We start from the raw sequence: 23,522 nt of genomic DNA, 5'->3' as shown, positions 1-23,522 counted from the left end.
GTATTTAATTTAGTATTGAGTACTATTTTAAAATATATTCTAAAGACTACTTAATACAAAAAAGACGCTCTCATCATAGGGCGTCTTTTTTATTTTTAGTTAAAGCTATTTTTATAAACTTACTTCTAGCTTACCCTTACTTAAAAGCTATAAAGCGATTCGGTATCAGTTGGGCACTGCTGTCTTCAGGATGTGGACGATCTGCTGCCACCAATGTCTGCATAATCCATCGATCAGCAGCTTTGATAGCTGTAATCAGCTCATCACCTAGAGCTAAGCGTCCTGCGATAAAGCTGGCCAGTGAGCAGCCAGAGCCATGAAATTCACCGTTTAGGCGCGGCAACGTACTTTGGTGTACCATGTCACTTTTAACGTATAAGTATTGCTCGATATCACCGCTGTCAAAGTCATGTGAGGTTTTGACCAGTACGGCATGTGTGCCTTGTGCACATAGTTTTTGTGCACCACTATGTAAGTCCTGCTCTCCGCTTAACGCCCTTAGCTCATGCGTGTTTGGCGTGATAAGTGTGGCATAGGGGAGCAGCTCTCTAAAAGCTGCGACAAGCGTTTGCTCGTCGCCCAAGCTGCCCCCGCTATTGGCAACGAGTACAGGGTCAAGAACAAAGGGGGTATCACTGCTAATTGTCTGCTCTGCAAATAAGCGTGTCAGCATAGCGATGTTATCTGTGGTGCCAAGCATGCCTGATTTTATCACGTGAACCGGCAAATCATTAAGAACTACTGTTGCCTGATCTTTTACTAAGGTTGCAGCGCAGGCTTCAAAACCGAATACTTGCTGTGAGCTTTGAACAGTGATGGCAGTACACGCGACAGCTGCGTGTCCACCTGCTGCCCCTATCGCTTCGATATCTGCTTGTAGCCCTGCACCCCCTGAGGGATCTAATCCAGAAAAACATAAAACAACTGGTCGCATAGCCTTCCTTTATCTATTTTGTTATGTTGGTTAAAGCTTGCTAAAAATTAACGCAATTTAGCGCTTATTAATTACTATAGCCATCTCAAGCCAAAAAAGCCACAACAGTAGGCTGCTACTTGTCTCTCGTTTAATTTGAATAATTAAGAAATAAGGCTAAGTCGTTGAAAAATAGAAATTATTGCATTCTTCAAAAGAGTATTATTTAAAATTTATGAGAAAGTGTCATGAAAATGATGGGTAACGCTTGCAATTCGTTTTGGCTTTGTTATAATACTCGCCCACGACATAAGACGTATCAACAAGCATTGATACTACAGTTTAAAGATATATTTCTTAAAATAATATTTAATAAATATTTCGATAAGTGTCTTAAATCGTTCGGTGAAGTGGGTGAGTGGCTGAAACCAGTTCCCTGCTAAGGAACCATACGTGTAAGCGTATCGAGGGTTCGAATCCCTCCTTCACCGCCATTTATTCGGTTTATTGTTAGATTGTAATGCAGTAAGTCGATGTCAGATATATTTGTAATTAGAATAGAAAAAAATTTTATTTTAATGAATAAAAAATATTGACATCAGCTGGATTATCTATATAATAGCCAACCTAATTTACTGTAAATGTTATTTAAAATACAGTGGATGATGTGCAAAATACGCGCCTGTAGCTCAGTTGGATAGAGCACTTGGCTACGAACTAAGGGGTCGGGAGTTCGAATCTCTCCAGGCGCACCATTTGCATAATAGCTTGTCTTATTAAGCTTCGAGCTAAAAACTAAATCAATCGCCTGTCTTATGACAATTTGGCGATTTTTTTATGTCTGCTGTTTTTGTAATAAGGGTTGTTTGTCTTATCTTTATATACTTCAAGTTTTAAATATTACAACACGTTTTCGACGCATCATCATTTTTATAATATGTATACTTCTGGGGCTTGGTATAAGTGTACGATAAGCACCCAAATTACGGTACAATAGTGTCATTATTTTCGCTTGCTATGAGCTTGTATCATGTCAAAAAGTACACCGAAGACTGTCCTTAAGTCAAAGTCTCCAAAAAAGAACACCTCTCAACAGCCCGTCCCTCATATTGAAGAGCCTACTATTGCCAAACCGACGACCCGTGTCGTTGCTATCTTATATGATGGGATGCTGATTTTGGCATTGTTGTTTTTGGTGGGGACGATGCTGACGGTGATTGGTACGCTATTGACCATGGAGACAGGGACGCAGTCTGAAGAGGCGCAGTCGCTACCCAGATGGTATCAGAACGTCGTTATGACACCTTCTTTTATACTGACGCTAGTAGCCTTCTATGGCGTGTTTTGGCGACGTGGTGGTCAAACACTGGGCATGCAAACATGGCGATTAAAAACGGTCAATAATGCTGGGCATTTGCTAACATGGGGGCAGTCATTCAAGCGAATTTTAGCAGCGGCATTAATGCCGTTAATTTTCGGTATCATTGGCAGTCTGATAGGAGGCTCGCGTGCCGTCCTGCTGACCAGTGCCTTTTTGGGTTTGGTATTTAACTATGTATTTTGCTTGTTTAATCGTCGGGGCCTAGCAGTGCAAGATATGCTATCAAACACCATTACCCTAAAGATGCCAAAAGTAGCGCATGAAGGTCTATGGCGTGGCTTTAAGAACCGCAAGCAGAGCAAATAATCAAAAGACATCAGCATCATCAGCCCATCGATGATGATACCACCTGTTATACAATGGCCGTTTGAACCAGCCATACCGTATAGCCAGTAAACAGTAGTATCATTGTAACGCCAGAGGTACGACCAAATCTTCGATTAGATATAAAAGCAAATGCACACATTATAAAGAGTAGAGAGGTAATCAGTGCCATTACCAATACATCACGAGATAAAATCATTGGGTTGGTTGTAATCGGTGCGATAACAGCCGCTAGCCCTACCACTCCTAACGTATTAAAGATATTGGAGCCAATGATGTTGCCAAGTGCCATATCGTGCTCACCGTGACGCGCTGCAGCGAGGCTTGCCACCAACTCTGGTAGGGACGTGCCAACAGCGACGATGGTCAGACCAATAATCAACTCGCTTAATCCCCAAAATGTCGCCATCTCAATTGCACCCCAAACAATCGCTCGTGAGCTTAAGACCAGCATCAGCATACCCACAAACAAGCTACCCAAACCCCGTGCCAAACTTGGTTCTATATAACCTGAATCAGTGCTTTTTATCCCTAAGCTTTCTATTGTATTGTTTGTGACCGGAACAATTTTTACTGTATCGCTGTCTTCGATGACATCGTTTTTCGGCTTTGAGCTGCCCTCACGTAGGCTCAGCACGATTTGGATGCTCAAGACCATGACTAATAAGGTTAGTAATGAGATACCATCGTTCAAGCTTAGTACGCCATCACGCAATTGCCATGCTGACAGAGCAGTAATGAGTAATAGCATAGGTAAGTCACGTGCTACAATACCTTTATGAATCACAATGGGGCTGATGAGAACGGTCGCCCCCAAGACTAACGCAATGTTGATGATGTTTGAGCCGTAAGCATTACCTAAGGCAAGCTCAGGACTACCATCTAGCGCTGCTAATATCGATACCACCATCTCAGGTGCGGAGGTACCCAATCCTAAGATCAACACCCCAATCAGAAAACTAGGTACACCTAATGTCTTTGCTAATGCGGTTGCGCCATCAATGAATACATCAGCACTCCAAACCAGAATGGCCAAACCAATCAGTATCGCAACACCTGCCAACCACATGGGTACTTTCCTTCAAAAATGATGAATTATTAAATCTGGATTGATATAAAAAAAGCCGAACCACAATGTGGATTCAGCTTTTGTATCGGAATAAATAGTTTTGCAAAGTTTAATGCAGGCTAACTATAAAGATAGGCGCTTTTGACTTTTTATCGGAACTATTAAGCCACTTGCACAGGGATAATATTTGCAGTGTCTTTAACGGTGTTATCTTCATTACAATAAACCAGTTTTGGCTGGTAGGTCGAGGCTTCAACTTCGTCAAAATGAGCATAAGCGCAAATAATGACGATATCACCCAAGTCTGCCATGTGAGCGGCGGCACCATTTAATGAGATAATACCAGAGCCAGCTTCAGCGCGAATAGCGTAGGTGCGAAAGCGCTTACCATTGGTGACATTATAGATGTCGATAGATTCGTTCTCGCGTAATCCAGCAAGATCTAATAAATCGCCATCGATACCGCATGAGCCTTCATAATGGAGCTCAGCATGCGTGACGCGGGCACGGTGCAATTTGCATTTAAGCATATTAAGTAGCATGAATTGCTTCCTTAGCGTAACAAAAGTAATCAGTTAATGGGGGCAGATACATAAAAATTAAAGGTTAAATCAAGACCTTATAAAGTTTGTGCTACCTACCGACTGATAAAGCCAAGATAGCATCATCAGTTTTAGGTAAATTTAACCAAAAGTATCATACCGTTTAGGCAGGTAGTTTAAAACTATTAATTTGCGAACGCGCGCGTTCAATATCGCCCTCTAATAATAAAGGTAGCGCTTCAAAAGCTGTCGTGAGTGCACTATCGATCGCAATTTGTTCATCAGGCGATGCTTTAGAGAGCACATGTCCGCTCACTTTAGACTTATGTCCTGGATGCCCAATACCGACGCGCAAGCGATGAAAGTCGTTTCCAATATGCGGGGTAATATCACGCAGGCCATTATGACCGCCATGACCGCCCGCCGTTTTTAGCTTGATGCTACCGGCATCAATATCGAGCTCATCATGAGCGATCAGTAGCTCATCATTGGCGATATTGTAATAATTGACCATCGGCACGACTGACTGTCCCGATTTATTCATAAAAGTTAGGGGTAGTAGCAAGCGCACATCATGACCATATACTTGTCCGCGTCCGGTCACGCCATGGAACTTCTTATCAGGGCTTAAGGCAATATTAAAATGATGAGCGATATGCTGCACAAACCAAAAACCTGCATTATGGCGAGTGAACATATATTGCTCACCAGGATTACCAAGACCAACAATGAGTTTTATCGCCATAACATACCTTGCCTAAAATGAGGGTTAAGCTAACTACAAAGAGTAAAATAGTATAAAGAGTAAAATAGCCTAAAATGAATATTATTTACAAAAATAACGCTGTCAGCTATTTTTGTAAATAATACTAGCAAAAACAGCAGGAGACAATGATCACCTGCTGTTTCTTTATCAACAAAATTGCTACTATTATAAATACAGTAGAGCGGTGTCTACTGATTGATAATCAATTATTCAGCGTCTTTGTCGTCAGCTTTGTCAGCTTGCTCGGTAGCTGGTACTTCGTCAGCATCAACTTCCTCAGCATCTTCGTCAACTTCTTCAACCGTTGGTGGCTGCATGTTAACGATAGTACGGTCGTGCGCATCTTCCATATCAAGATCAAAGATAATCACGCCTTCAGGTAAGTCGATGTCTGATAAGCGGAATAGATCGCCGATTTCCATACCTGATACATCTACTTCTAGATACTCAGGTAGCTGTGATGGTAGGCAAACGATTTCAACTTCAGTAACCAACGTAGATAGGATACCGCCTGCTTTTGTACCAGGAGCTTCTTCACGACCAGCGAAATGCACAGGAACGTTCATGTTGATCTTTTGGCCTTTGATAATGCGCTGAAAGTCAGCATGCATTGGAAAGCCTTTAGCAGGATGACGCTGTAAGTCTTTAATAACGACTTGATGTTCTTCACCTTTATCAGTCGTGATCGTCAAGATTTGTGAAAAGAAGGCTTCGTATTCAAGCGACTTTACCATCTCATTTAATTTAATTGAGATAGCCGTTGGTTCTTCACCGCCACCATAAATGATAGCAGGAACTAAGTTCTGCTTACGTAGGCGGCGGCTCGCACCTTTACCTTGTTGTTCAGCAGAGCGGTCAACCGCATTAATTGCAAAATGATCGATAGTCATGGATATAATCCTATAGAGTGTATGTGAAGTATCTACCAGTAACCTAAGACTTGCGACCAGTCTTCTACCGGATAATCGATACCTTAAATAGTATGAGTCACACCGCTAAGCCTCAAATGCTTAAAACTTACGAATAACGCATACAGGCGCGCATTATACGTGTTTTTGCAGCAATAATAAAGGCTTAGATAATTTGATGAAGATTAAGAAGCTCTTACGTGACAAATGATAGACGGTTGACCATGAGCAAAAATATTAAAGCAAAAAAAAGCGCTAAAGTTAACCTTTAGCGCTAATCATTAAGTAATCAGAATCATAAATATCAAATAATAAAAATATAATCTTTAAGCATCAAACATAGCGCTGATTGACTCTTCATTATTGATACGGCGTAAGCTTTCAGCCAGCATCGGAGCTATAGAGACTTGACGGATTTTGCTACATGCTTGCGCAGCAGGAGACAATGGAATGGTGTCAGTCACGACCACTTCGTCCAATGCCGATTCGCTGATATTTTTTAGAGCATTACCTGATAGGACAGGGTGAGTGATATAAGCCAATACACGACGGGCGCCGTTTTCTTTTAAGGCTTCAGCCGCTTTGCATAGCGTACCTGCCGTATCGACCATATCGTCAACGATAACGCAGTCACGATCACGAACATCACCGATGATATGCATGACTTGTGACTCGTTGGCACGGGCACGGCGTTTATCGATAATCGCCATATCAGTATCACCTAATTGCTTGGCCATTGCGCGCGCACGAACCACACCGCCAACGTCAGGTGAAACCACCATGATGTTGTCGTAGTCTTGCTTTTGCAAATCGTTCAAAAGGACGGGTGTGCCGTAGATGTTATCTACAGGAATGTCGAAGAAACCTTGAATCTGATCTGAGTGTAGATCCACCGTCATGACGCGATCAATGCTAACGATATTTAGCATGTCAGCGACGACTTTGGCCGAGATAGGTACGCGAGCAGAACGAGGACGACGGTCTTGACGCGCATAACCAAAATACGGCATAACTGCTGTAATACGGCCAGCACTAGAACGACGAAGCGCATCCGCCATCATCATGATTTCCATCAAATTATCGTTGGTTGGTGCACAAGTCGGCTGCATAATAAACACGTCTTTACCGCGTACGTGTTCTTTGATTTCCACAGCAATTTCGCCATCAGAAAAACGGGTGATGTCAGCTTTACCAAGAGGGATGTGTAGGTGGTCGGCGACGGTTTTCGCAAGTTCTGGATGGGCATTGCCCGTAAAAATTGCCAAATAAGGCATGACTGAAGTCCTATTTATTGACTCAAGCAGCGACCACTAAGCAGTGTCTAACTGCCCAAATAAAGAAAAGAGTGGTGAAAATAATTGAAGACTACTTTTACAGTAAAAAATGGCAGGGGTAGCTGGACTCGAACCAACGGATGTCAGGATCAAAACCTGATGCCTTACCAACTTGGCTATACCCCTGTAATGTCTAGGTAGTACGAAAGCTAAATATTGATAAAATACTAGACTGACGTCGTTACCTATTCAACCGTCTAAGACGGTGTTCCCGAGCGGTGTTCATTGCGAACTATACCGAAACTGGGAAGGTGTTGTCAATTGCTATAAATCAGCAATCCAAACTAAAAAATGGCAGGGGTAGCTGGACTCGAACCAACGGATGTCAGGATCAAAACCTGATGCCTTACCAACTTGGCTATACCCCTATTGTGGCGACCTATTATAAGTAAATTTTGAGATTTTGCAAGTCATTTATGTTCTTTTCTGCCTTTTATTCGTAAAAAGTAAACTCTAAGGTAGTTTTGGCAATTCAGTAATGAAAAGCAATCATAGTCGTTATTCATAGTTGTTCATAGTTGTTCATAGTTGTTTTAACGAAGCCGCATTCATACACATGTCTTACTCAATACCATAAAGAAAATAAGGTAATATAGATAGCACTACTAGCACGTACGAAATAAGGAAAGTGATATGACTTATCTTCTAACCAAGCACAGTAACAATCACATTGAATTAACCATTAATGGCAAAATACATAGTGATGATATGAATCGTCTACTTGATGAATGGGTGCAGGCAACGGTGTCTATGGTTCAGGCTGACCCAAATACTGAACTACAAAACGCCACTTTACTCTATCGCATTGATAGCTTTGCCATGCCATCTTTTTCAGCAGTAATGGATGAGATGAGACGTATGCCTGAGTTATGGGCAACCATGAAGTATTTTGGCAAGATGGCAGTTATCAGTGAGCAGCAATGGCTACAAAAGGTTGCTGAAATTGAAGGATGGATGATACCAAATCTGGACATCAAAGGCTTTAACCCTGACGAAGAGTCAGCTGCTAAGGTTTGGCTAGGACTGCAAGGTTAGCGTGTAGGTTGAGCTTGAATAAGTATGTCTTGCACACACCATTTTTAATGATCCGTATCTTTTCGGTGTGTAAGACGCATTCTATACAAGTTTGTGTAGGGTGCGCCCAGTACACTGATATTGAGTTAAGACAACTATAAATGGTACGCTAGGCCACACCATACAAGTCTTTGCTACTGCGCTTGATGACTCAATCTATTTACTAACGCCACTTTCTATAATAGAGAAAGTTTGATTGTCACAGTCAATCTGCGCTTTTACACCTAGGGGTAGGGTAAAAGTCGGGCTACTGTGTCCAAAATCCATCCCTGTTATGATTGGCAAATGACTCAGTCCAGCTTCATTGTAGATCACATCGAGTAACACTTCATCATACTCTCGCCAGAATTTGTTATCTTCAGGACGCCCAAGAATAATTCCTCTAATGCGTCCCATAATGCCGGATGCTACATAATTGCGTAACCAATATCTAAAAAAGGTAGGCGAAGGTTGATCTTCGGAGGTTTCAATAAATAAGATTTTGCCCTGCCAATCTGCAGGACTCACCCATAGAGCCGTATCTTTCATAAACTCTAGTACTTCTATACAACCACCAAGCAGCTCACCAGTTACTTTACCTACAGCTTTTCCTTGTTGTTTACTCTGACCATTTAACCAACGCCATCCTCGGCTTTGGGTCATCATGCGTTTTTTAGTCGCAAGTTCAGGGTTTTCCCATTCGAGCCACTCACTTGTCCAGGCGGTACTTGGCTGAATCTGTCCAATAGGTCTACTAGAAAATAGAGTGCGTTTAATATCTTCAATGACATAGTCATGCATACCGCCATTTTCAGCAAAACCAACCAATAGACTGGTGCCATAAAACGAGGTAACACCTGCTTTGTAAAACATAAAATGGGTTATGGTAGAGTCTGAGAAACCTAAAAATATTTTTGGGTTTTTCTGAATTAAGTCGAAGTCAATATAAGGTAATAGACGAATACTGTCTGATCCGCCAATATTAGAAATGATGGCTTTTACATTGGGATTAGTCAGCGCTTCATGTAGGTCATCTGCTCTCGCCTGTGGATTTTCTTGTAACCATTTAGCAGGCTTTAGGGTGTTGTGCATTCCAATGACATTCACGCCAAAGGTATCTTGAAATTGCTGTTTGCCAGCTTGATAACGATGCGGAAGCTCACTTGCTCCCCCCCAAGAGAGGGATACGGTAGCGACAGTATCTCCTTTATTTAATTTGGCTGGTTTTATCATCTAAAACTCTTATTTGATTAAGTATTTCAGGTAGGCTGTTCGCACCCTATTTTTTAAGTAATAGCTATAAACTTCTCACCACATACCCCATACAAGGCGCCTCTGCAATCCACTTTGCCAACAGCGCCTTATCACTGGCAATACCCGCATCCAATGGTAAAAACACTGCGCTACCAGAGCCAGTCATTCGTGCTGTGCCTGATGCCACTTTTTCTAAACTTTTCAAATAATCTAATGCTTCATCAACCGCGGGCGCAAGGCTGGTGACGACTGGAGTAAAAACATTGTGATAGGGTGCAGTTAAGTGTTGCAGATAATTGTCAAACTGATTTTCAATCGTTTGTATTGAGAGTGGTGTGATATCACGCTGTAATTTAGGATGCGCAAAGAGTGTTGCCGTATTGATGTGAGCATTTGGTGTTAGGATTAGATAGTGCTGATTCGGCAAATTAATGGCGGTCAATTCTTCGCCAATACCCATAGCGATAGCGTCTTGCCCAAAAATAAATATTGGCACATCTGCACCAATCGTCGCACCGATTTTTATCAGCTCATCTTGAGTGAAGTTAAATCGCCAAATCTCATTTAATGTTAATAAGGTAGTTGCGGCATTAGAAGAGCCGCCGCCTAAACCTGCGCCCATCGGCAAACGCTTGTCTAAACCAATATATACTTGCGGTAGCTGCTTGGGTAGTTTTTTTGACTCCAAAGCAGCAGTCAATAAAGCATGAGCGGCTTTAATAATTAAGTTATCTTCTATAACACTAGTAATAGTATCTGCACCAGACAAGGTCAACAGTTGACGACAGATATTACTTACATCTTGACCCTTAATCGTAACTACCGTGTCGGCAACTAAGAAATGCAAATAGTCGCCCCAATCAAGTAGGCGAAAAACCGTTTGCAAATTATGATAGTTATCTGCACGCTTACCTACGATATGCAAAAATAAATTTATCTTGGCAGGAGATAAGCGTGTTATGGACGCTTTTGAAGTCAAGGAATTATCGGTCGTCATTGGTTATATTTATCAGCTGTTTTGGTGATTAATGGTCATGATGACTTTGTGGCCTTTTGGCTGCACAGCGCTAATCTTAACAGGCAGTTTATCTGTACCTTTGTAAGTAAAGCTTGCCGTCCATTGACCATTAACTGAGCTTATGAGTCGACCTTGCGCATCAAGTTGTGGGGCGCTGTCTGAAGGTGCTGAGCGCCCTGATATCCAATACGGCATTTGTGAGATAGGCGCTTGCCAGCCAGTGGCTTTTTGTAGCAAAGTCTCAGGGTTGTCGGCGGTTAAGGTACCTGTTTTTTCACTGACTAAAGTTGCCGTTTGGCCATCATATTCGATATTGGTTTTGCCAATGCCCAACGCACCAATCAATTCAATGGCAAAGCGCTCGTTTTGCTGTCCCCAAGCGTAAAAAGCACTACCACCTTGCGCGCCTGTATTAGTCGCACTATTGGCAGGCATGGTCACACCAATCTTGCCTGTAATATTGAAATTATCAAGTTTTTGAGCTTGCACTATAGTTGAGGGGCCAGCATTAGTACTTGTACCTTGTAAAGACTGACAACCAGACGTTATTAATAATGCAGCGGTCATCGCGCTGAATGCGACTAATTTATTGGGTTTATGGCGTAGTGTTGTTGAGCGTGCAGACATGGTTATTCCTCAAAATTTACAAACTTAATATAGTTAATGCTAAAAATATTACGCTCAATTTGTTACTCAGTTATGCCCTGTTGTTAGAGACTTATTGGTTGCATGAGTAATGATTGTATATGATAAAAAATGACAATTATTCATTCAATTACCTTTTAATAAAGCTGTACGCGGTCATTGACGTTGTGTTGTCCAAACGAAAAACGCTGTTGCAAGTCCGCCAGTAGCGCGTTGACCTTTGCGCTTTCGCCCAGTCCTTGATAGGCGCGTAGCAACAGCACACCTGAACGCAGCGTTGGCAGCACATCATAAGGGGTTTTTAGGTACTCGATGACTTGTGCATAGTTTTCATTGGCCAAAGCGCTGCTAGCCAGTACGTTTAGTGCTTGCAAATGCAGCTCGTTATCGTAGCGAGGATCATCGAAACGAACCTGGCGTATGTTTTGGGCAAGCTCTAACCCTTGTTCAGAGTTTTGATCATTAGCCAAAAGTAATTGAGCATAACTTAGCTGGTAAGACAGATTGTTAGGATCTAGCGCTTGCAAGTGATTAAGCAAAGTACGTTTAATAATATAGTCACTACGATCATCGAGCAGTTGTACACGGGCGAACAGTATGGACTGATCGTTAGGGTACTTGCGGCTGACGCGAGTCAATAACTGTAGAGCTTCCTCAGCTTGGTCGTGCTGCCATAAGATATTGGCTTGTAAGACGTAAGTTTCGGGAGCAAAGACGGTAAACTGTTTACGCAGATTAACCAATGTGTCGATCGCAGCATCAATATTGTCATCTAGCAGTTCAAGATCGACCACTTTTTTGCGTGCTGCCAGTACCAAATCTTCTTGCATGACGCTCTTTAGATAAGATTTGGCTTGCTCAAAGCGCTGTTGTCGCTCTGCGCTAATACCTAAATAATAATATGCTTGATCTAGATAAGTAGGAGTCTTTGCCAGTACGTTTAAGAGGCGGTCAGCGCTACGGTATTCTTCATTATCCAAGCTGACTAAAGCGGCCAATAGAGTAATCTCTGCATCATTAAAGCGCTGATGCGCTTCAAGGAGTAACTCTAGGGCTTCTTGGCTCTGCTGTAGATCAAGCAAATAGCGGATTTCATATAAGTACAAGCTTTTGCTATCAGGATTACGCAGGCGTGATTGATTGATATAATTAAGCACCGTCTCTGCTGGTTCGGTTTTGCGTAAGATATCGGCTTTTAGGGTAATAAAAGGCACATAATCAGGCTGATGTAACAAAGCTCTATTGATATGAATAATGGCAATCTCAGGCTCATTAAATTGATACAGCAAGCCTGCTTTTAACACTGATAAAGAGGCGTTTTGCTCGCTATTAATAGGCTGTAAGGCTTCTAAGAGCTCACGCTGATCGCTGTCTGTCGTTGGGTAAATACCAATCAATATGTCGCTCAAATCAGTACGTGGATCATAGCGCAAAATACGGTCTAAGGACTGACCCGCTAGAGTATAGTCGTGAGCTTTAAGCGCTAAATGCGCCACATAAAACCAAGCGGGTACGTGATCAGGGTTTTGATCTTGCCACATTTTGGCAAACTGTAACGAGTCCCCGACATTGTCATGACGCAGCGACAAGCTCAGCGCACGCTCAAACACTGCTGTGGCATCTTCTTTAAAAGACTGCTGCTTATAAAGGGTTAGCGCCCGTTCAATATCACCGCGATCTGCCGCGAATTCTGCATTTAGTAAAGCATACAAACTGGGTTCTCTAAGCTCTGGCTGTAAGACAGTCGCTGAGGGCAGCTTTGTAGTATTGATTGTACTATCTATCGATTGGTTTCTGGATTGGTCCTTTAGTTGATTATGGTCATCAGTATCGACTAAGTGAGAGGTCAGTGGAAACACCATCAAATCAGTATCGTCTTTATGAAACGTCATATGTTGAGTACTATTTTTATCGATGACATGTCGAGCTGAGTCACTGACTACATCGACGACTGTTTTAGGTGTACATATCAGCGTTGGGGTATCGATGAAATTTGCATGAGCAGAAGTGTCAACACACAGCAAAGTGGCCAATAACAAAATTAGCTTACGACGCTTACGCAGACGATTCAGCATGTCATTTAATAAATATTGAAAATTAAATTGACAATCGTACACAGACGATAGCGCAAACTTTGACTGAAACAACCACCCAAAAAAGATCATAGAATAAGGGTATTCACTAATAAAAAAGACATTTCATTATAAAGGCCTATCTAGAGACTAAACAATAGTACTCGTGTTACCTAATAGACAAAGCAGAGATTAACAGAATACGATGAGAAATAACCACTACTATCGATGTGTTAAAGTGAGCAATATGCGCAAAAAGTAAAAAAACCAGATAAACGATTTTAATAATAACTGTGTCAATCATAGCATATTTGTTTTTAATTATAGTTTGACGATAGTGAAAGGTCATACTCTTCATATCTAGCAATAATATTTAGTAAAAGCATATATAGCGGTTGATTTGTTAGTCATGCGCCCAGATACAAGCGAATAGCTAGCGCAAATGAGCAGGTGTTAAATAAAATCGGTAACAATGATATAATAAGCGGTTTTATATTTATAGTATCTGCTATATAACCTATTCAAATCAATAACGTCACGTCTATGCACCAGCTAATCATTGACTGTAGTATGCTGCAACATACCTTGGGCACACTATAGTGATAGATTAGGTCGGTGAGCGTTATGTCTATGGTCTATCGATAATGAGATTAGTGGTCATTGGGGTCAATCATAAAACCGCACCAGTCGCTCTACGTGAGCGCTTGGCGTTCGTGGGTGATGATGTGACCATCGCCCTTGAGCAATTAGAGGTCTTTACTGATGGAAGTGTGATTGTCTCAACTTGTAACCGTACTGAAATCTATGCGCTAGTTCCTCAATTATCAGCCTCTCAAACTCCCAATAACAGTGCGCTTGGTAATGATTCTATTGCCAGCACCAACGCTTCTTCGTCATCTATTAACGCTCATATCCTGCAGATCAAAACATGGCTTGCTAACTTTAAGCAGGTGCCATTGAATGACATTGATGCTTATCTTTACGTACATCGCGATACGCATGCGCTTACTCATTGGCTGCGAGTGGCAGCGGGTCTTGACTCTATGATACTCGGTGAGCCGCAAATCTTAGGTCAAATCAAGCGAGCCGTGCATCTTGCGCAGGACGAAAAAGCACTCAGTAACCAGTTAGGCTGGATTGTCGATCAAGTTTTTGCAGCCGCCAAGCGTGTGCGTAATGAAACCCAAGTTGGCGCTCAGGCTGTCTCGCTCGGATTTGCAGCAGCCAAATTGGTCACCCAAATATTTGACGATTTACCTAGCCGTACTTTATTAGTGGTTGCAGCAGGTGAGATGAACCGCTTGGTCGCAACTCATATTGCAGGGCTTGGAGTAGGGCGAATTATCATCTGCAATCGCAATCCTGAGCGCGCAGAAGCGCTAGCGGCAGAGCTGCGTCATTCTAACCGCAGTGTGGAGGTTAGATCCTTACAAGATTTGCCACAAGTACTGGCAGAGGCCGATGTTGTAAGTAGCTGCAGCGGTAGCATGGATTTATTGATTGATAGACCGATGACCATGCAAGCGCTAAAACGTCGCCGCTATCGGCCCATACTAATGATTGACTTGGCCGTACCGCGTGATATCGACTCAACGATTAGTCGTATTGACGATGTTTATTTGTATTCTGTCGACGACTTGCAGCATGTAATCGCAGGCAATATCGAGCAGCGCAGGCAAGCCGCCGTCGATGCTGAGCTGCTAGTGAGTCAATTGGTCGTAGAAATGGAACGCAGCTTTCAAGTCAAGCAAGTAGGAAAAGATATTCAGCGCTATCGTATGTCGACGCATACCCAAGTCGACAAACTTCTGCATGAGTCTATTGCAAAACTTGAGCAAGGAGAAGCGAGCGCTGAAGATGTCATCACTGAGCTATCACGGCGTCTTACCCAAACGCTCACGCATGCACCATCAAAGCTTATGCGTAAAGCGGCTCGTGAAGGCGATAGTGAATTGCTTGAGTTTGTCGTATCGGGCCTGCACGACGCTTACCGTAAGCGTTAATAATTGTCTTTTGGTTGTTAATAAGTTATCGATTGTATAGGCGCTATTATGACGCCAACAAACCGTTGTCAACCGTCATTATCAGTGCTACTATCAAGCTGTCATATATGCACTAGGTGATAACAATGTGGCGATCATCGACAGTAGTATTACTGCGCTTCTTGCAATTTACTGCATGTTGCCATGCTAAATTGTCAGTGACCATTTTGACCCGCCTACCGCCGCGTAGCATCAACAATGGCGCAGATATCACCTAAGGGTTACAGAACCTAAGTTATAAAATCTAAGCTATAAAAAACATAACCAACAACGGCAATAGCGCTAGGATAAAGCGCTATATCGTCAATCCTATGTCATACCCTCTATTATTACTCGGTGTTCATTGTTTGGTACTGTTGCCTAGATAATCGTATCAGTACCCAAGTTTAGTAGCAAAAACTTGCTATAACCAAGCTTTTTTATAATCAAAAATTAATAACACCTACATAGTCTAACAACAAACAAGGAGTGTCCCATGACCGCATTACGTCAAGATATCGACCCAGAAGGTTTATTAGAGTATTCAGTGGTCTATACTGATCGCGCCCTCAATCATATGTCAAAAGTCTTTCAGCAAGTAATGAATGACCTATCTAGCGAGCTCAAATCAGTCTACAACGCTGATGCCGTCGCCATTGTTCCAGGATCTGGTACTTATGGCATGGAAGCAGTCGCCGTGCAGCTAGCAAAAGATCAAGACTGTCTAATCATCCGTAACGGTTGGTTTAGCTATCGCTGGACGCAAATTTTAGAAAAAGGCAATATTGCTAAGTCGTCTACGGTCTTAACCGCTGATCGCACCAAAGATACCGATGCCCCAAAACCGTTTGTACCCGTCGATATCGAAACTGCCGTTGCTAATATTAAAGAACAAAAACCAGCGATCGTTTTTGCTCCGCATGTCGAGACATCAGCCGGTATCATCTTGCCAGAAGACTATATCAAAGCACTAGCAGAGGCGACTCATAGCGTTGGCGGCTTACTAGTAATTGACTGTATCGCTTCAGGTTGTGTCTGGTTGGATATGAAAGACTTGGGTATTGATGTGCTTATCAGCGCACCGCAAAAAGGTTGGAGCAGCACCCCTTGTGCTGGACTGGTTATGTTAAGCGATGCTGCTGTCAAACAAGTAGATAACACCGAATCAAACAGCTTTAGCCTTGACTTAAAGCAGTGGTTAAATATCATGCGTGCTTATGAGAATGGCGGTCATGCGTATCATGCTACAATGCCAACAGATAGCTTGCGTCAGTTCCGCGATACGATTAACGAAGCGAAAGAGATTGGTTTTGATAAACTGTGTGATGCGCAGTGGGAATTAGGCAAACGCGTCCGTAAAGTACTAGAAGATAAAGGGATTGAGAGCGTCGCAGCCGATGGCTTTAAAGCCCCAGGTGTCGTCGTTTCTTATACTGAACGTGACGATATGCACAAAGGTAGCGCTTTTGTTGAAGCTGGCATGCAAATCGCCTCTGGCGTACCATTAAAAGTGGGTGAGCCTGATAGCTTTAAAACCTTCCGCTTAGGTTTATTCGGTTTAGATAAATTAACGGATATTGACGGTGCGGTACAACGTTTTGAGTCAGTACTTGATGAAGTATTAGCAAAATAATACCTGTATCTACTAAGCTACTTTTGGCTAAAAATACTGAGCTTATATAATATAGGTTCAGTATTTTTTTACCTTTTTATTATGTTTTATAATATAATGTATTTTTATAGAACGTGAAACAAGTAAATACTTAATAAAAACTGGTAGGTAATGCGTTATGAGTATACAAGTAGACTGGCAAGCATTTACTCCAATCTCCTTAGTGGGTGGTTTAATGCTAGGGGTAGCGACCGTCGTCCTGCTACTGGGTATTGGACGTATTGCAGGTATAAGTGGTATTTTTTCAAGCCTGCTCAAACCCAAGCACGTCGAGATATGGCAAGTATTATTCATACTTGGTCTCGTTGTCTCGCCATTACTATACAAGCTAGTAAGACCGCTCCCAAATATGGAAATTAGTACTTCTTTACCATTGTTAATCAGCGCAGGTTTGCTGGTCGGCTTTGGTACGCGTCTAGGCTCAGGTTGTACGAGCGGTCATGGTATTTGTGGCAATGCACGTATGTCACCACGCTCTATGGCAGCGACCGTGACCTTTATGTTCTTTGGTATCGTGACCGTCTATATCGGTCGACATGTACTAGGGCTGCTGTAAATGCTAAATGGCATAAGTAGCGTATTACACAGACGATGTTCGATACTATTAATAAAAGATGATAGTGAGATATAACAATGCTAAAAAACATAATTGGATTACTGGCTGGATTATTATTCGGGTTTGGGCTGCTGGTATCAGGTATGACCGATCCTGTTAAAGTACAAGGGTTTTTAGATGTCTTTGAGGCGTGGGATATTTCCTTAGCGCTAGTGATGGGTGGTGGCTTAGCGGTTGCTATTGTTGGCGTACAATTGGCCAAGCGTCAACAGATTAGCTGGATTGGCACCGTAATTGATATGCCCAGCAAAACGGTCATCACGAAAAAGTTGTTAATTGGTGCAATGCTATTCGGCATCGGCTGGGGATTGGTGGGTATTTGTCCAGGGCCAGGAATTGTGCTGCTTGGTACCGGACAGTGGCAGGCCTATGTATTTATTTCAGCGATGATAATAGGTATGCTGATTTATCAATGGCTTGAGCCTAGGCTTAATTAACATGGACTTGGTTGATGTAAAGATTGGTTAATAAAAAGGAAGCCTAAAATAAAAAAAGGCTCAGTCTAAGAAAATAGACTGAGCTTTCTTTTGTGTCTTAAGCTTACGCATGCAATAGCTTACAACTCAAGTTCAAGAGTTATTTTGCACTAGACGTTACTTTTGGCGTCTCATGTGCAAGTGAGACGGCCGCTTGACGCAGCTCAAATTTTTGTACTTTACCCGTACTGGTTTTTGGAATTTCTGCAAAGATAATATATTTAGGGACTTTAAAGCCTGCTAAATGCTGTTTGCAATGTTCCATAACAGTATCACGTTGTAAGGTGCTGCCTTCATGAATCTCGATAAATGCCACTGGCACTTCGCCCCATTTATCATGCGGGGCAGCGACTACTGCACAGCTTTGAATCGAAGGCAATTTATATAAAACGTTTTCGACTTCGATACTAGAGATATTCTCACCGCCTGAGATGATGATGTCTTTGAGTCTGTCCATAATTTTAATATAACCATCGGGGTATTTGACGCCCAAATCACCGGTACGGAACCAACCATCAGCGAAGGCTTCTTCGGTCGCTTTGCGGCTTTTGAGGTAGCCTTTCATCACCATATTACCGCGCAGTGCCAGCTCACCCATCTCTTTGCCATCAGCGGCAACCGGTTCGGTGGTGCCTTGTTTAAACAGCTCAAACCCAGTCATCAAATGTGAGGTCACACCTTGGCGCGACTTCTTTTGCGCGCGTGCTGCGACATCAAGATCATTCCATTCTGCTTGCTCGGCACAGACCGTCACTGGTCCATACACTTCTGTAAGGCCATATACATGCGAGATATGAAAGCCCATCGCCTCCATAGCCGCTAGCATGGTTTCAGACGGCGGCGCACCAGCGACCCAGCCCTTGACTTCATGATTAATCGCTTCTTTGTATTCAGGCTTACCGCCTGCAATCATGTTGTGTACGATAGGTGCTGAACAATAATGCGTCACTTTATGCTTAGCAATAAGCTGTAAGATTAAGTCGGCATCAATCTTACGTAAGCAGACGTTGACACCAGCACGCTCAGCGATGGTCCACGGAAAACACCAGCCGTTACAGTGAAACAGAGGCAACGTCCATAAGTACATGGGGTGTTTGGGCATATCCCAATCTAGAATATTGGAGACAGCATTGAGCGTGGCACCGCGATGATGATAGACCACGCCTTTAGGTTTGCCTGTGGTGCCAGACGTATAATTGAGCGCAATTGCTTCCCATTCATCAGCAGGCTTTTCCCAATTATCTAGACTGTCTGAGCTGGCAACCAATTCTTCATAGCTCATCTGTCCAAAACGCTCTACATCGACTGCAGCGTCTGTTGCATGAATGACAATCAAGTTTGGAAAAGTTTCATCGATAATCTCAGCATGTTCAGCAAACTCACTATCTAAAATTAATACTTTGGCTTCTGAATGCTGTAGACAAAAGGTCAAGGCATTGATATCGAGACGGGTATTTAACGTACATACTACGCCACCTGACATCGGTACACCAAACGCGCACTCGACCATCGCTGGGGTGTTCGGCATCATGACCGCGACCGTATCATTCTTATCAACGCCTAATTTGCGCAGGCCATCTGCTAGCTGACGGCAACGAGTGTAAGTTTGCTGCCACGTCTGGATGAGGTCATTGTGCTCTAGATCGTCATAAATAATGGCGGCCTTGTCAGGATAGACCTGCGCACTACGGATAATAAAGTCAATTGGAGTGAGCGGTTGATAGTTGGCTGCATTTTTGCTAAGACCCGTATGAAAGTCGGTCATGGAAATAGTCCTTTATCTTTATCGTATTATGAATTTGACGGTTTTTTATATTGGCTTTTACAGATTAAATTTTGCAGGTTAATAGCCATCTTGATTAACACGTGTTCTTTTTATTATAGACAACTGTACTTAGAAAGCGAGTTTGTTTTGTGGCCTTTACCTAACTATTTAATTAAAAAGACAGAGTAAATAATGTTATGAACACAGTGATGTAAACATATTGCTCACTCGTCAGTCGCTTGTCTGCGTAGCTGTGAATAATAGCGGTGTGTTACGATAGAATGAACACTGAATCATTAAATATGATCATTTTTAAACCCAATATACCCCATACTCAATGATATGAATATGAGCAAGTTAAAAGTAGGCTGAATCATCGTATGGAGAACTAGACTACCGATGACATCAGATTATTGTGAGCAAGTGATAAAAATATAACCCATTAATTCATAAGGACGATGATATGAGCGCCAGCCCTAATAGCGTAAGCCCAGCAGACTCAAATACTAAGACCTCTGATCGTATTGCGAGCACTGACATGGCGACGGATACCGCCAATGCATCTGAGCATTATCCGCACTTGTTTGAGCCGTTAGATTTGGGCTTTACTACCCTTAAAAACCGTGTGGTTATGGGCTCAATGCACACAGGACTTGAAGATCGCTTTTATAACTACGGTAAACTGGCGGCGTATTTTGCGGAGCGCGCAAAGGGCGGTGTGGCGATGATGATTACTGGTGGTATCTCGCCCAATCGTGAAGGGTGGTTGTTGCCTGCTGGCGGCACCATGAATACGAGAGCTGACGTTATTAATCATCAGCGGGTCACTCGCGCGGCGCATAAATATGACAGCAAAATTATCATGCAAATCCTGCACAGTGGTCGCTACGGTTATCATCCATTTATCGTGTCATCAAGTCCTATTAAGTCGCCAATCACTCCGTTTAAACCGCGTAAAATGAGCATTAAAAACATCGAGCAGACGGTGAAGGACTATGCACGCTGTGCAAAACTTGCCAAGCAAGCAGGCTATGATGGTGTCGAAATCATGGGCTCTGAAGGTTATTTGCTTAATCAGTTTTTATCGCGTCATGTGAATAAGCGTAAGGACGAATACGGCGGTGATATTCAGAATCGTATGAAGTTTGCAGTTGATGTGGTCAAAGCGGTGCGCGCGGCGGCTGGTGAAGATTTTGTTATTCTATTTCGTTTGTCAGTGATTGACTTAGTCAAAGACGGCAACGTCATGGATGAAGTCATCACTGTGGCTAAAGCGCTAGAAGAAGCGGGCGTGACGATCATGAATACCGGTATCGGCTGGCATGAAGCGCGTGTACCAACGATTGTAACGAGCGTACCGCGTGCTGCCTTTGTCGACTTTACCGCTGAAATTAAAAAGCACATCAGTATCCCTATGATGGCGGCCAACCGTATCAATATGCCAGACACCGCTGAGGAAATCGTCGCCAGTGGTCAAGCGGATATGATTCAGATGGCGCGTCCATTCTTAGCGGATCCAAGCTGGGTTAACAAAGCCAAAAACGGCGAAGCTGACCGCATTAATACTTGTATCGCGTGTAATCAAGCCTGCCTCGACCACACATTTGAGAATAAACGCTCAACTTGTCTGGTCAACCCACAAGCTTGTCATGAAACCGAACTGGTCTATAAGAAAACTAAAAAATCACAAAAAGTTGCCGTCATCGGTGGCGGTGTCGCTGGCATGTCAGCGGCGCATGTTGCCGCGCTACGTGGTCATGAAGTGACACTGTTTGAAGCAAAAGACATCTTAGGTGGCCAGTTTAACTATGCCAAAGTTATCCCAGGTAAAGAAGAGTTCTTTGAGACCATCCGCTACTATATCAATGAGCTTGAGCATTTAGGCGTTGAGATTAAACTCAATACCAAAGTTGATAAAGCCATGCTAGAGAAAGCCAAGTTCCATCATGTCATCGTTGCTACTGGTGTAGTACCAAGAAGCCTAGCAGGTAAGCTGGAAGGCGCTGATTTGCCACAAGTGATGAGCTATGCAGAATTGCTATCTGGTGAAAAATCAGTCGGTGATACGGTCGCTGTCATTGGCGCTGGTGGTATTGGCTACGACGTCAGCGAATATCTCACTGCACGTCATGGTCAGCCATTAGATGAGCTAGCTCCTGAAACGCTAAAAGATCCAAGCTATCGTCCAAAAGCGCAATCAGTTAGCGAATGGCGCGAAGAGTGGGGTGTCACTGCTAACCCTGACTATCAAACTGAGGGTGGCTTGATTAAGCCTGAAGGCATCACGCCTATTCGCCAAGTGTATCTCATGCAGCGGACTAAAGGACGCTTGGGTCGCGGCCTCAATAAAACTACAGGTTGGGTACACCGCGCTCATGTCAAATCGCATGGCGTTATCCAAGTATCAGGCGCACAGTACGAAAAAATCACTAACGAAGGTATTTGGATCACCAACAATCAAGGGCAAAGCCAGCTACTACGTGTCGATAGCGTGGTGGTCTGTGCTGGTCAAGAGTCCGTGGTAGAGTTGATGCCAAATGTCGGTGATGCGCCAGACGCGCAATACCATCTCATCGGTGGCGCTAAACTGGCGGCAGAGCTGGATGCCAAACGTGCAATTCGTGATGGGGCTGAGGTTGCGGTATTGATTTAGGGTTTAAGACTTTAGGTCAGATAAGAGGCGGCGAGATTGATTATCTTGCCGTTTTTTTTTTGGTTCTATCTAATCGATTTCGTCTATGCTATTTACTGTGGTAGCTATAGTTTAAGAAACCGACTACTATTGCTTAACTAGGAATGAACTCAATGATTTTATACAAATACATGTCATTATCAGGTGCAATAAAAGCTATTGAAACGTCTTCAATTGGTTTTACACGTTTAGATGATTTTAACGATCCTTTTGAATGTACCTCTTTTGGGTTTAAAGAAAGACTAGATTCAAAGATAAGCCCCCAAATTGCTCAAAATGCCTGTAGAAATAGATTCTCTCGAGGGTACGTTGTTTTGTCTTTGACTAGACAACCACTAAATTCATTAATGTGGTCTCATTATGGAGATTCGCATAAAGGTGTTGTTATTGGAATTGATGTTGATGAAGCTAACTTTCATTCACTTTCCGATAATTTCGTTCCATATCAGTTTGGTGAAATAATATATACAAAAACTAAACCACAGAATGATTTAGACATAATTACTGATGATGAATTAATGAGTATTGGCAAAAACGCTTCTTTTGAGAGTGATATATTTAATCTTGCTAAAAGAGCCTTCTTATATAAATCATTAGATTGGGCTTATGAAGAAGAAGTAAGAGTAGTCAAAGAAGTTAAAAGCCAGAAAGCTGACAATAACGCTAGTAAAGAAGTTTTTCAGGACTTTAAAAAAATTACTATAGGAGGTAGACCTTTATACTGTTTTTCTATTCCTAAAAGCTCAATAAAGGAGATATATTTAGGTGAAAATACTTATAAAAATGTATCAAAAACGGCAACAATCTCTCAAAATGATTACATATCGACGATACAGAACTGGGAAGATCAAGGTATTAAAATTTACTACTGTGAATGCGAACTGGATTCTTGGGATTTGAAAAAAAGAGTTAAAAGCTAGGGAAGCTTATCTAGATTTTAATGTGCAAACGTATGATTTTGACATCAAACAATGAATTAAGCTTTGTCTCCACTCCTAACA

General features: G+C 42.6%; 20 protein-coding genes and 4 tRNA genes. 11 read left to right on the top strand and 13 right to left on the bottom strand.

Annotated elements, in window-relative coordinates; all coding sequences use genetic code 11:
- Positions 1-136 precede the first annotated feature (136 nt).
- Entirely contained in the window at positions 137-934 is a 798-nt protein-coding gene (locus tag ACTXGH_RS04490) for a hydroxymethylpyrimidine/phosphomethylpyrimidine kinase (RefSeq protein ID WP_439297117.1), read from the bottom strand.
- Positions 935-1,317: 383 nt separating this feature from the next.
- Here ACTXGH_RS04490 and ACTXGH_RS04485 point away from each other — a divergent pair.
- The 3 genes from ACTXGH_RS04485 (at position 1,318) to ACTXGH_RS04475 (ending at position 2,600) form a co-directional block, all read left to right on the top strand.
- Positions 1,318-1,407 (top strand) — tRNA-Ser (locus tag ACTXGH_RS04485).
- A gap of 184 nt (positions 1,408-1,591) precedes the next feature.
- A tRNA-Arg gene (locus ACTXGH_RS04480) sits at positions 1,592-1,668 on the top strand.
- A 275-nt stretch (positions 1,669-1,943) separates the two neighbouring features.
- Positions 1,944-2,600: an RDD family protein gene (locus tag ACTXGH_RS04475; RefSeq protein ID WP_439297118.1), complete on the top strand. Its 657-nt coding sequence runs from the start codon at positions 1,944-1,946 to the stop codon at positions 2,598-2,600.
- Between the two features lie 46 nt (positions 2,601-2,646).
- On the opposite strand, the gene ACTXGH_RS04470 is transcribed toward ACTXGH_RS04475, so the two are convergent.
- The 7 genes from ACTXGH_RS04470 to ACTXGH_RS04440 all read right to left on the bottom strand — a co-directional run bounded on the left by ACTXGH_RS04470 (position 2,647) and on the right by ACTXGH_RS04440 (position 7,605).
- Complete coding sequence (locus tag ACTXGH_RS04470; protein ID WP_439297119.1) at positions 2,647-3,687, bottom strand: calcium/sodium antiporter; 1,041 nt, start codon at positions 3,685-3,687, stop codon at positions 2,647-2,649.
- A gap of 161 nt (positions 3,688-3,848) precedes the next feature.
- Positions 3,849-4,229 (bottom strand): aspartate 1-decarboxylase, encoded by a 381-nt coding sequence (gene panD / locus ACTXGH_RS04465; protein ID WP_010196068.1) that lies wholly within the window; start codon positions 4,227-4,229, stop codon positions 3,849-3,851.
- A 163-nt stretch (positions 4,230-4,392) separates the two neighbouring features.
- Positions 4,393-4,974, bottom strand: a complete 582-nt coding sequence (gene pth / locus ACTXGH_RS04460) for an aminoacyl-tRNA hydrolase (RefSeq protein WP_299218531.1) — start codon at positions 4,972-4,974, stop codon at positions 4,393-4,395.
- 227 nt (positions 4,975-5,201) lie between these two features.
- Entirely contained in the window at positions 5,202-5,885 is a 684-nt protein-coding gene (locus ACTXGH_RS04455; protein WP_299218529.1) for a 50S ribosomal protein L25/general stress protein Ctc, read from the bottom strand.
- Positions 5,886-6,229: 344 nt separating this feature from the next.
- Positions 6,230-7,177, bottom strand: coding sequence for a ribose-phosphate pyrophosphokinase (locus tag ACTXGH_RS04450; RefSeq protein WP_173239542.1), 948 nt, complete (start codon positions 7,175-7,177; stop codon positions 6,230-6,232).
- 110 nt (positions 7,178-7,287) lie between these two features.
- Positions 7,288-7,363, bottom strand: a tRNA-Gln gene (locus ACTXGH_RS04445).
- A 166-nt stretch (positions 7,364-7,529) separates the two neighbouring features.
- A tRNA-Gln gene (locus ACTXGH_RS04440) sits at positions 7,530-7,605 on the bottom strand.
- Positions 7,606-7,870: 265 nt separating this feature from the next.
- Here ACTXGH_RS04440 and ACTXGH_RS04435 point away from each other — a divergent pair.
- Entirely contained in the window at positions 7,871-8,272 is a 402-nt protein-coding gene (locus ACTXGH_RS04435) for a SpoIIAA family protein (protein ID WP_439295477.1), read from the top strand.
- A 195-nt stretch (positions 8,273-8,467) separates the two neighbouring features.
- Here the strand turns inward: ACTXGH_RS04435 and ACTXGH_RS04430 are convergent, their stop codons facing one another.
- The 4 genes from ACTXGH_RS04430 to ACTXGH_RS04415 form a co-directional block, all read right to left on the bottom strand.
- On the bottom strand, positions 8,468-9,523 hold the full coding sequence (locus ACTXGH_RS04430) for a S66 family peptidase (RefSeq protein WP_439295478.1): 1,056 nt from the start codon (positions 9,521-9,523) through the stop codon (positions 8,468-8,470).
- 64 nt (positions 9,524-9,587) lie between these two features.
- The gene (ispE, locus tag ACTXGH_RS04425) at positions 9,588-10,541 is read right to left on the bottom strand and encodes a 4-(cytidine 5'-diphospho)-2-C-methyl-D-erythritol kinase (protein ID WP_439295479.1); all 954 of its coding nucleotides are present in this window, start codon (positions 10,539-10,541) and stop codon (positions 9,588-9,590) included.
- A gap of 12 nt (positions 10,542-10,553) precedes the next feature.
- Entirely contained in the window at positions 10,554-11,189 is a 636-nt protein-coding gene (gene lolB, locus ACTXGH_RS04420) for a lipoprotein insertase outer membrane protein LolB (RefSeq protein WP_439295480.1), read from the bottom strand.
- Positions 11,190-11,344: 155 nt separating this feature from the next.
- The gene (locus ACTXGH_RS04415) at positions 11,345-13,282 is read right to left on the bottom strand and encodes a tetratricopeptide repeat protein (protein WP_439295481.1); all 1,938 of its coding nucleotides are present in this window, start codon (positions 13,280-13,282) and stop codon (positions 11,345-11,347) included.
- Positions 13,283-13,923: 641 nt separating this feature from the next.
- Here ACTXGH_RS04415 and hemA point away from each other — a divergent pair.
- From hemA to ACTXGH_RS04390, 5 genes are all read left to right on the top strand, one after another.
- A complete protein-coding gene (gene hemA, locus ACTXGH_RS04410) occupies positions 13,924-15,282 on the top strand; it encodes a glutamyl-tRNA reductase (protein ID WP_439295482.1) in 1,359 nt (452 codons plus the stop codon).
- Positions 15,283-15,407: 125 nt separating this feature from the next.
- A complete protein-coding gene (locus ACTXGH_RS04405; RefSeq protein WP_439262287.1) occupies positions 15,408-15,539 on the top strand; it encodes a hypothetical protein in 132 nt (43 codons plus the stop codon).
- A 257-nt stretch (positions 15,540-15,796) separates the two neighbouring features.
- Positions 15,797-16,933 (top strand): aminotransferase class V-fold PLP-dependent enzyme, encoded by a 1,137-nt coding sequence (locus ACTXGH_RS04400; RefSeq protein ID WP_439295483.1) that lies wholly within the window; start codon positions 15,797-15,799, stop codon positions 16,931-16,933.
- Positions 16,934-17,090: 157 nt separating this feature from the next.
- Positions 17,091-17,528, top strand: coding sequence for a YeeE/YedE family protein (locus ACTXGH_RS04395; protein ID WP_439295484.1), 438 nt, complete (start codon positions 17,091-17,093; stop codon positions 17,526-17,528).
- A gap of 77 nt (positions 17,529-17,605) precedes the next feature.
- A complete protein-coding gene (locus tag ACTXGH_RS04390; RefSeq protein ID WP_439295485.1) occupies positions 17,606-18,025 on the top strand; it encodes a DUF6691 family protein in 420 nt (139 codons plus the stop codon).
- A 139-nt stretch (positions 18,026-18,164) separates the two neighbouring features.
- Here the strand turns inward: ACTXGH_RS04390 and ACTXGH_RS04385 are convergent, their stop codons facing one another.
- Positions 18,165-19,829: an AMP-binding protein gene (locus ACTXGH_RS04385; protein WP_439295486.1), complete on the bottom strand. Its 1,665-nt coding sequence runs from the start codon at positions 19,827-19,829 to the stop codon at positions 18,165-18,167.
- A 538-nt stretch (positions 19,830-20,367) separates the two neighbouring features.
- On the opposite strand from ACTXGH_RS04385, the gene ACTXGH_RS04380 reads away from it, so the two are divergent.
- Together ACTXGH_RS04380 and ACTXGH_RS04375 are read left to right on the top strand one after the other, a co-directional pair.
- On the top strand, positions 20,368-22,482 hold the full coding sequence (locus ACTXGH_RS04380) for a 2,4-dienoyl-CoA reductase FMN-binding domain-containing protein (RefSeq protein ID WP_439295653.1): 2,115 nt from the start codon (positions 20,368-20,370) through the stop codon (positions 22,480-22,482).
- A gap of 152 nt (positions 22,483-22,634) precedes the next feature.
- Positions 22,635-23,441 carry a DUF2971 domain-containing protein gene (locus ACTXGH_RS04375; RefSeq protein ID WP_439295487.1) on the top strand — a complete coding sequence of 269 codons (807 nt, stop codon included), beginning with the start codon at positions 22,635-22,637 and terminating at the stop codon, positions 23,439-23,441.
- Positions 23,442-23,522 lie beyond the last annotated feature (81 nt).

The organism is Psychrobacter sp. 1Y10, from assembly GCF_052259005.1.
GTDB classification, from domain to species: Bacteria; Pseudomonadota; Gammaproteobacteria; order Pseudomonadales; family Moraxellaceae; genus Psychrobacter; species Psychrobacter saeujeotis.
This window is presented reverse-complemented; position numbering and strand designations above follow the sequence as displayed.

What these genes read in the sequence shown, in the direction of transcription:
- ACTXGH_RS04490 (WP_439297117.1), bottom strand. Translation starts at nt 934, where the DNA reads ATGCGACCAGTTGTTTTATGTTTTTCTGGATTAGATCCCTCAGGGGGT.
- ACTXGH_RS04475 (WP_439297118.1), top strand. Translation starts at nt 1,944, where the DNA reads ATGTCAAAAAGTACACCGAAGACTGTCCTTAAGTCAAAGTCTCCAAAA.
- ACTXGH_RS04470 (WP_439297119.1), bottom strand. Translation starts at nt 3,687, where the DNA reads ATGTGGTTGGCAGGTGTTGCGATACTGATTGGTTTGGCCATTCTGGTT.
- panD (WP_010196068.1), bottom strand. Translation starts at nt 4,229, where the DNA reads ATGCTACTTAATATGCTTAAATGCAAATTGCACCGTGCCCGCGTCACG.
- pth (WP_299218531.1), bottom strand. Translation starts at nt 4,974, where the DNA reads ATGGCGATAAAACTCATTGTTGGTCTTGGTAATCCTGGTGAGCAATAT.
- ACTXGH_RS04455 (WP_299218529.1), bottom strand. Translation starts at nt 5,885, where the DNA reads ATGACTATCGATCATTTTGCAATTAATGCGGTTGACCGCTCTGCTGAA.
- ACTXGH_RS04450 (WP_173239542.1), bottom strand. Translation starts at nt 7,177, where the DNA reads ATGCCTTATTTGGCAATTTTTACGGGCAATGCCCATCCAGAACTTGCG.
- ACTXGH_RS04435 (WP_439295477.1), top strand. Translation starts at nt 7,871, where the DNA reads ATGACTTATCTTCTAACCAAGCACAGTAACAATCACATTGAATTAACC.
- ACTXGH_RS04430 (WP_439295478.1), bottom strand. Translation starts at nt 9,523, where the DNA reads ATGATAAAACCAGCCAAATTAAATAAAGGAGATACTGTCGCTACCGTA.
- ispE (WP_439295479.1), bottom strand. Translation starts at nt 10,541, where the DNA reads ATGACGACCGATAATTCCTTGACTTCAAAAGCGTCCATAACACGCTTA.
- lolB (WP_439295480.1), bottom strand. Translation starts at nt 11,189, where the DNA reads ATGTCTGCACGCTCAACAACACTACGCCATAAACCCAATAAATTAGTC.
- ACTXGH_RS04415 (WP_439295481.1), bottom strand. Translation starts at nt 13,282, where the DNA reads ATGCTGAATCGTCTGCGTAAGCGTCGTAAGCTAATTTTGTTATTGGCC.
- hemA (WP_439295482.1), top strand. Translation starts at nt 13,924, where the DNA reads ATGAGATTAGTGGTCATTGGGGTCAATCATAAAACCGCACCAGTCGCT.
- ACTXGH_RS04405 (WP_439262287.1), top strand. Translation starts at nt 15,408, where the DNA reads ATGTGGCGATCATCGACAGTAGTATTACTGCGCTTCTTGCAATTTACT.
- ACTXGH_RS04400 (WP_439295483.1), top strand. Translation starts at nt 15,797, where the DNA reads ATGACCGCATTACGTCAAGATATCGACCCAGAAGGTTTATTAGAGTAT.
- ACTXGH_RS04395 (WP_439295484.1), top strand. Translation starts at nt 17,091, where the DNA reads ATGAGTATACAAGTAGACTGGCAAGCATTTACTCCAATCTCCTTAGTG.
- ACTXGH_RS04390 (WP_439295485.1), top strand. Translation starts at nt 17,606, where the DNA reads ATGCTAAAAAACATAATTGGATTACTGGCTGGATTATTATTCGGGTTT.
- ACTXGH_RS04385 (WP_439295486.1), bottom strand. Translation starts at nt 19,829, where the DNA reads ATGACCGACTTTCATACGGGTCTTAGCAAAAATGCAGCCAACTATCAA.
- ACTXGH_RS04380 (WP_439295653.1), top strand. Translation starts at nt 20,368, where the DNA reads ATGGCGACGGATACCGCCAATGCATCTGAGCATTATCCGCACTTGTTT.
- ACTXGH_RS04375 (WP_439295487.1), top strand. Translation starts at nt 22,635, where the DNA reads ATGATTTTATACAAATACATGTCATTATCAGGTGCAATAAAAGCTATT.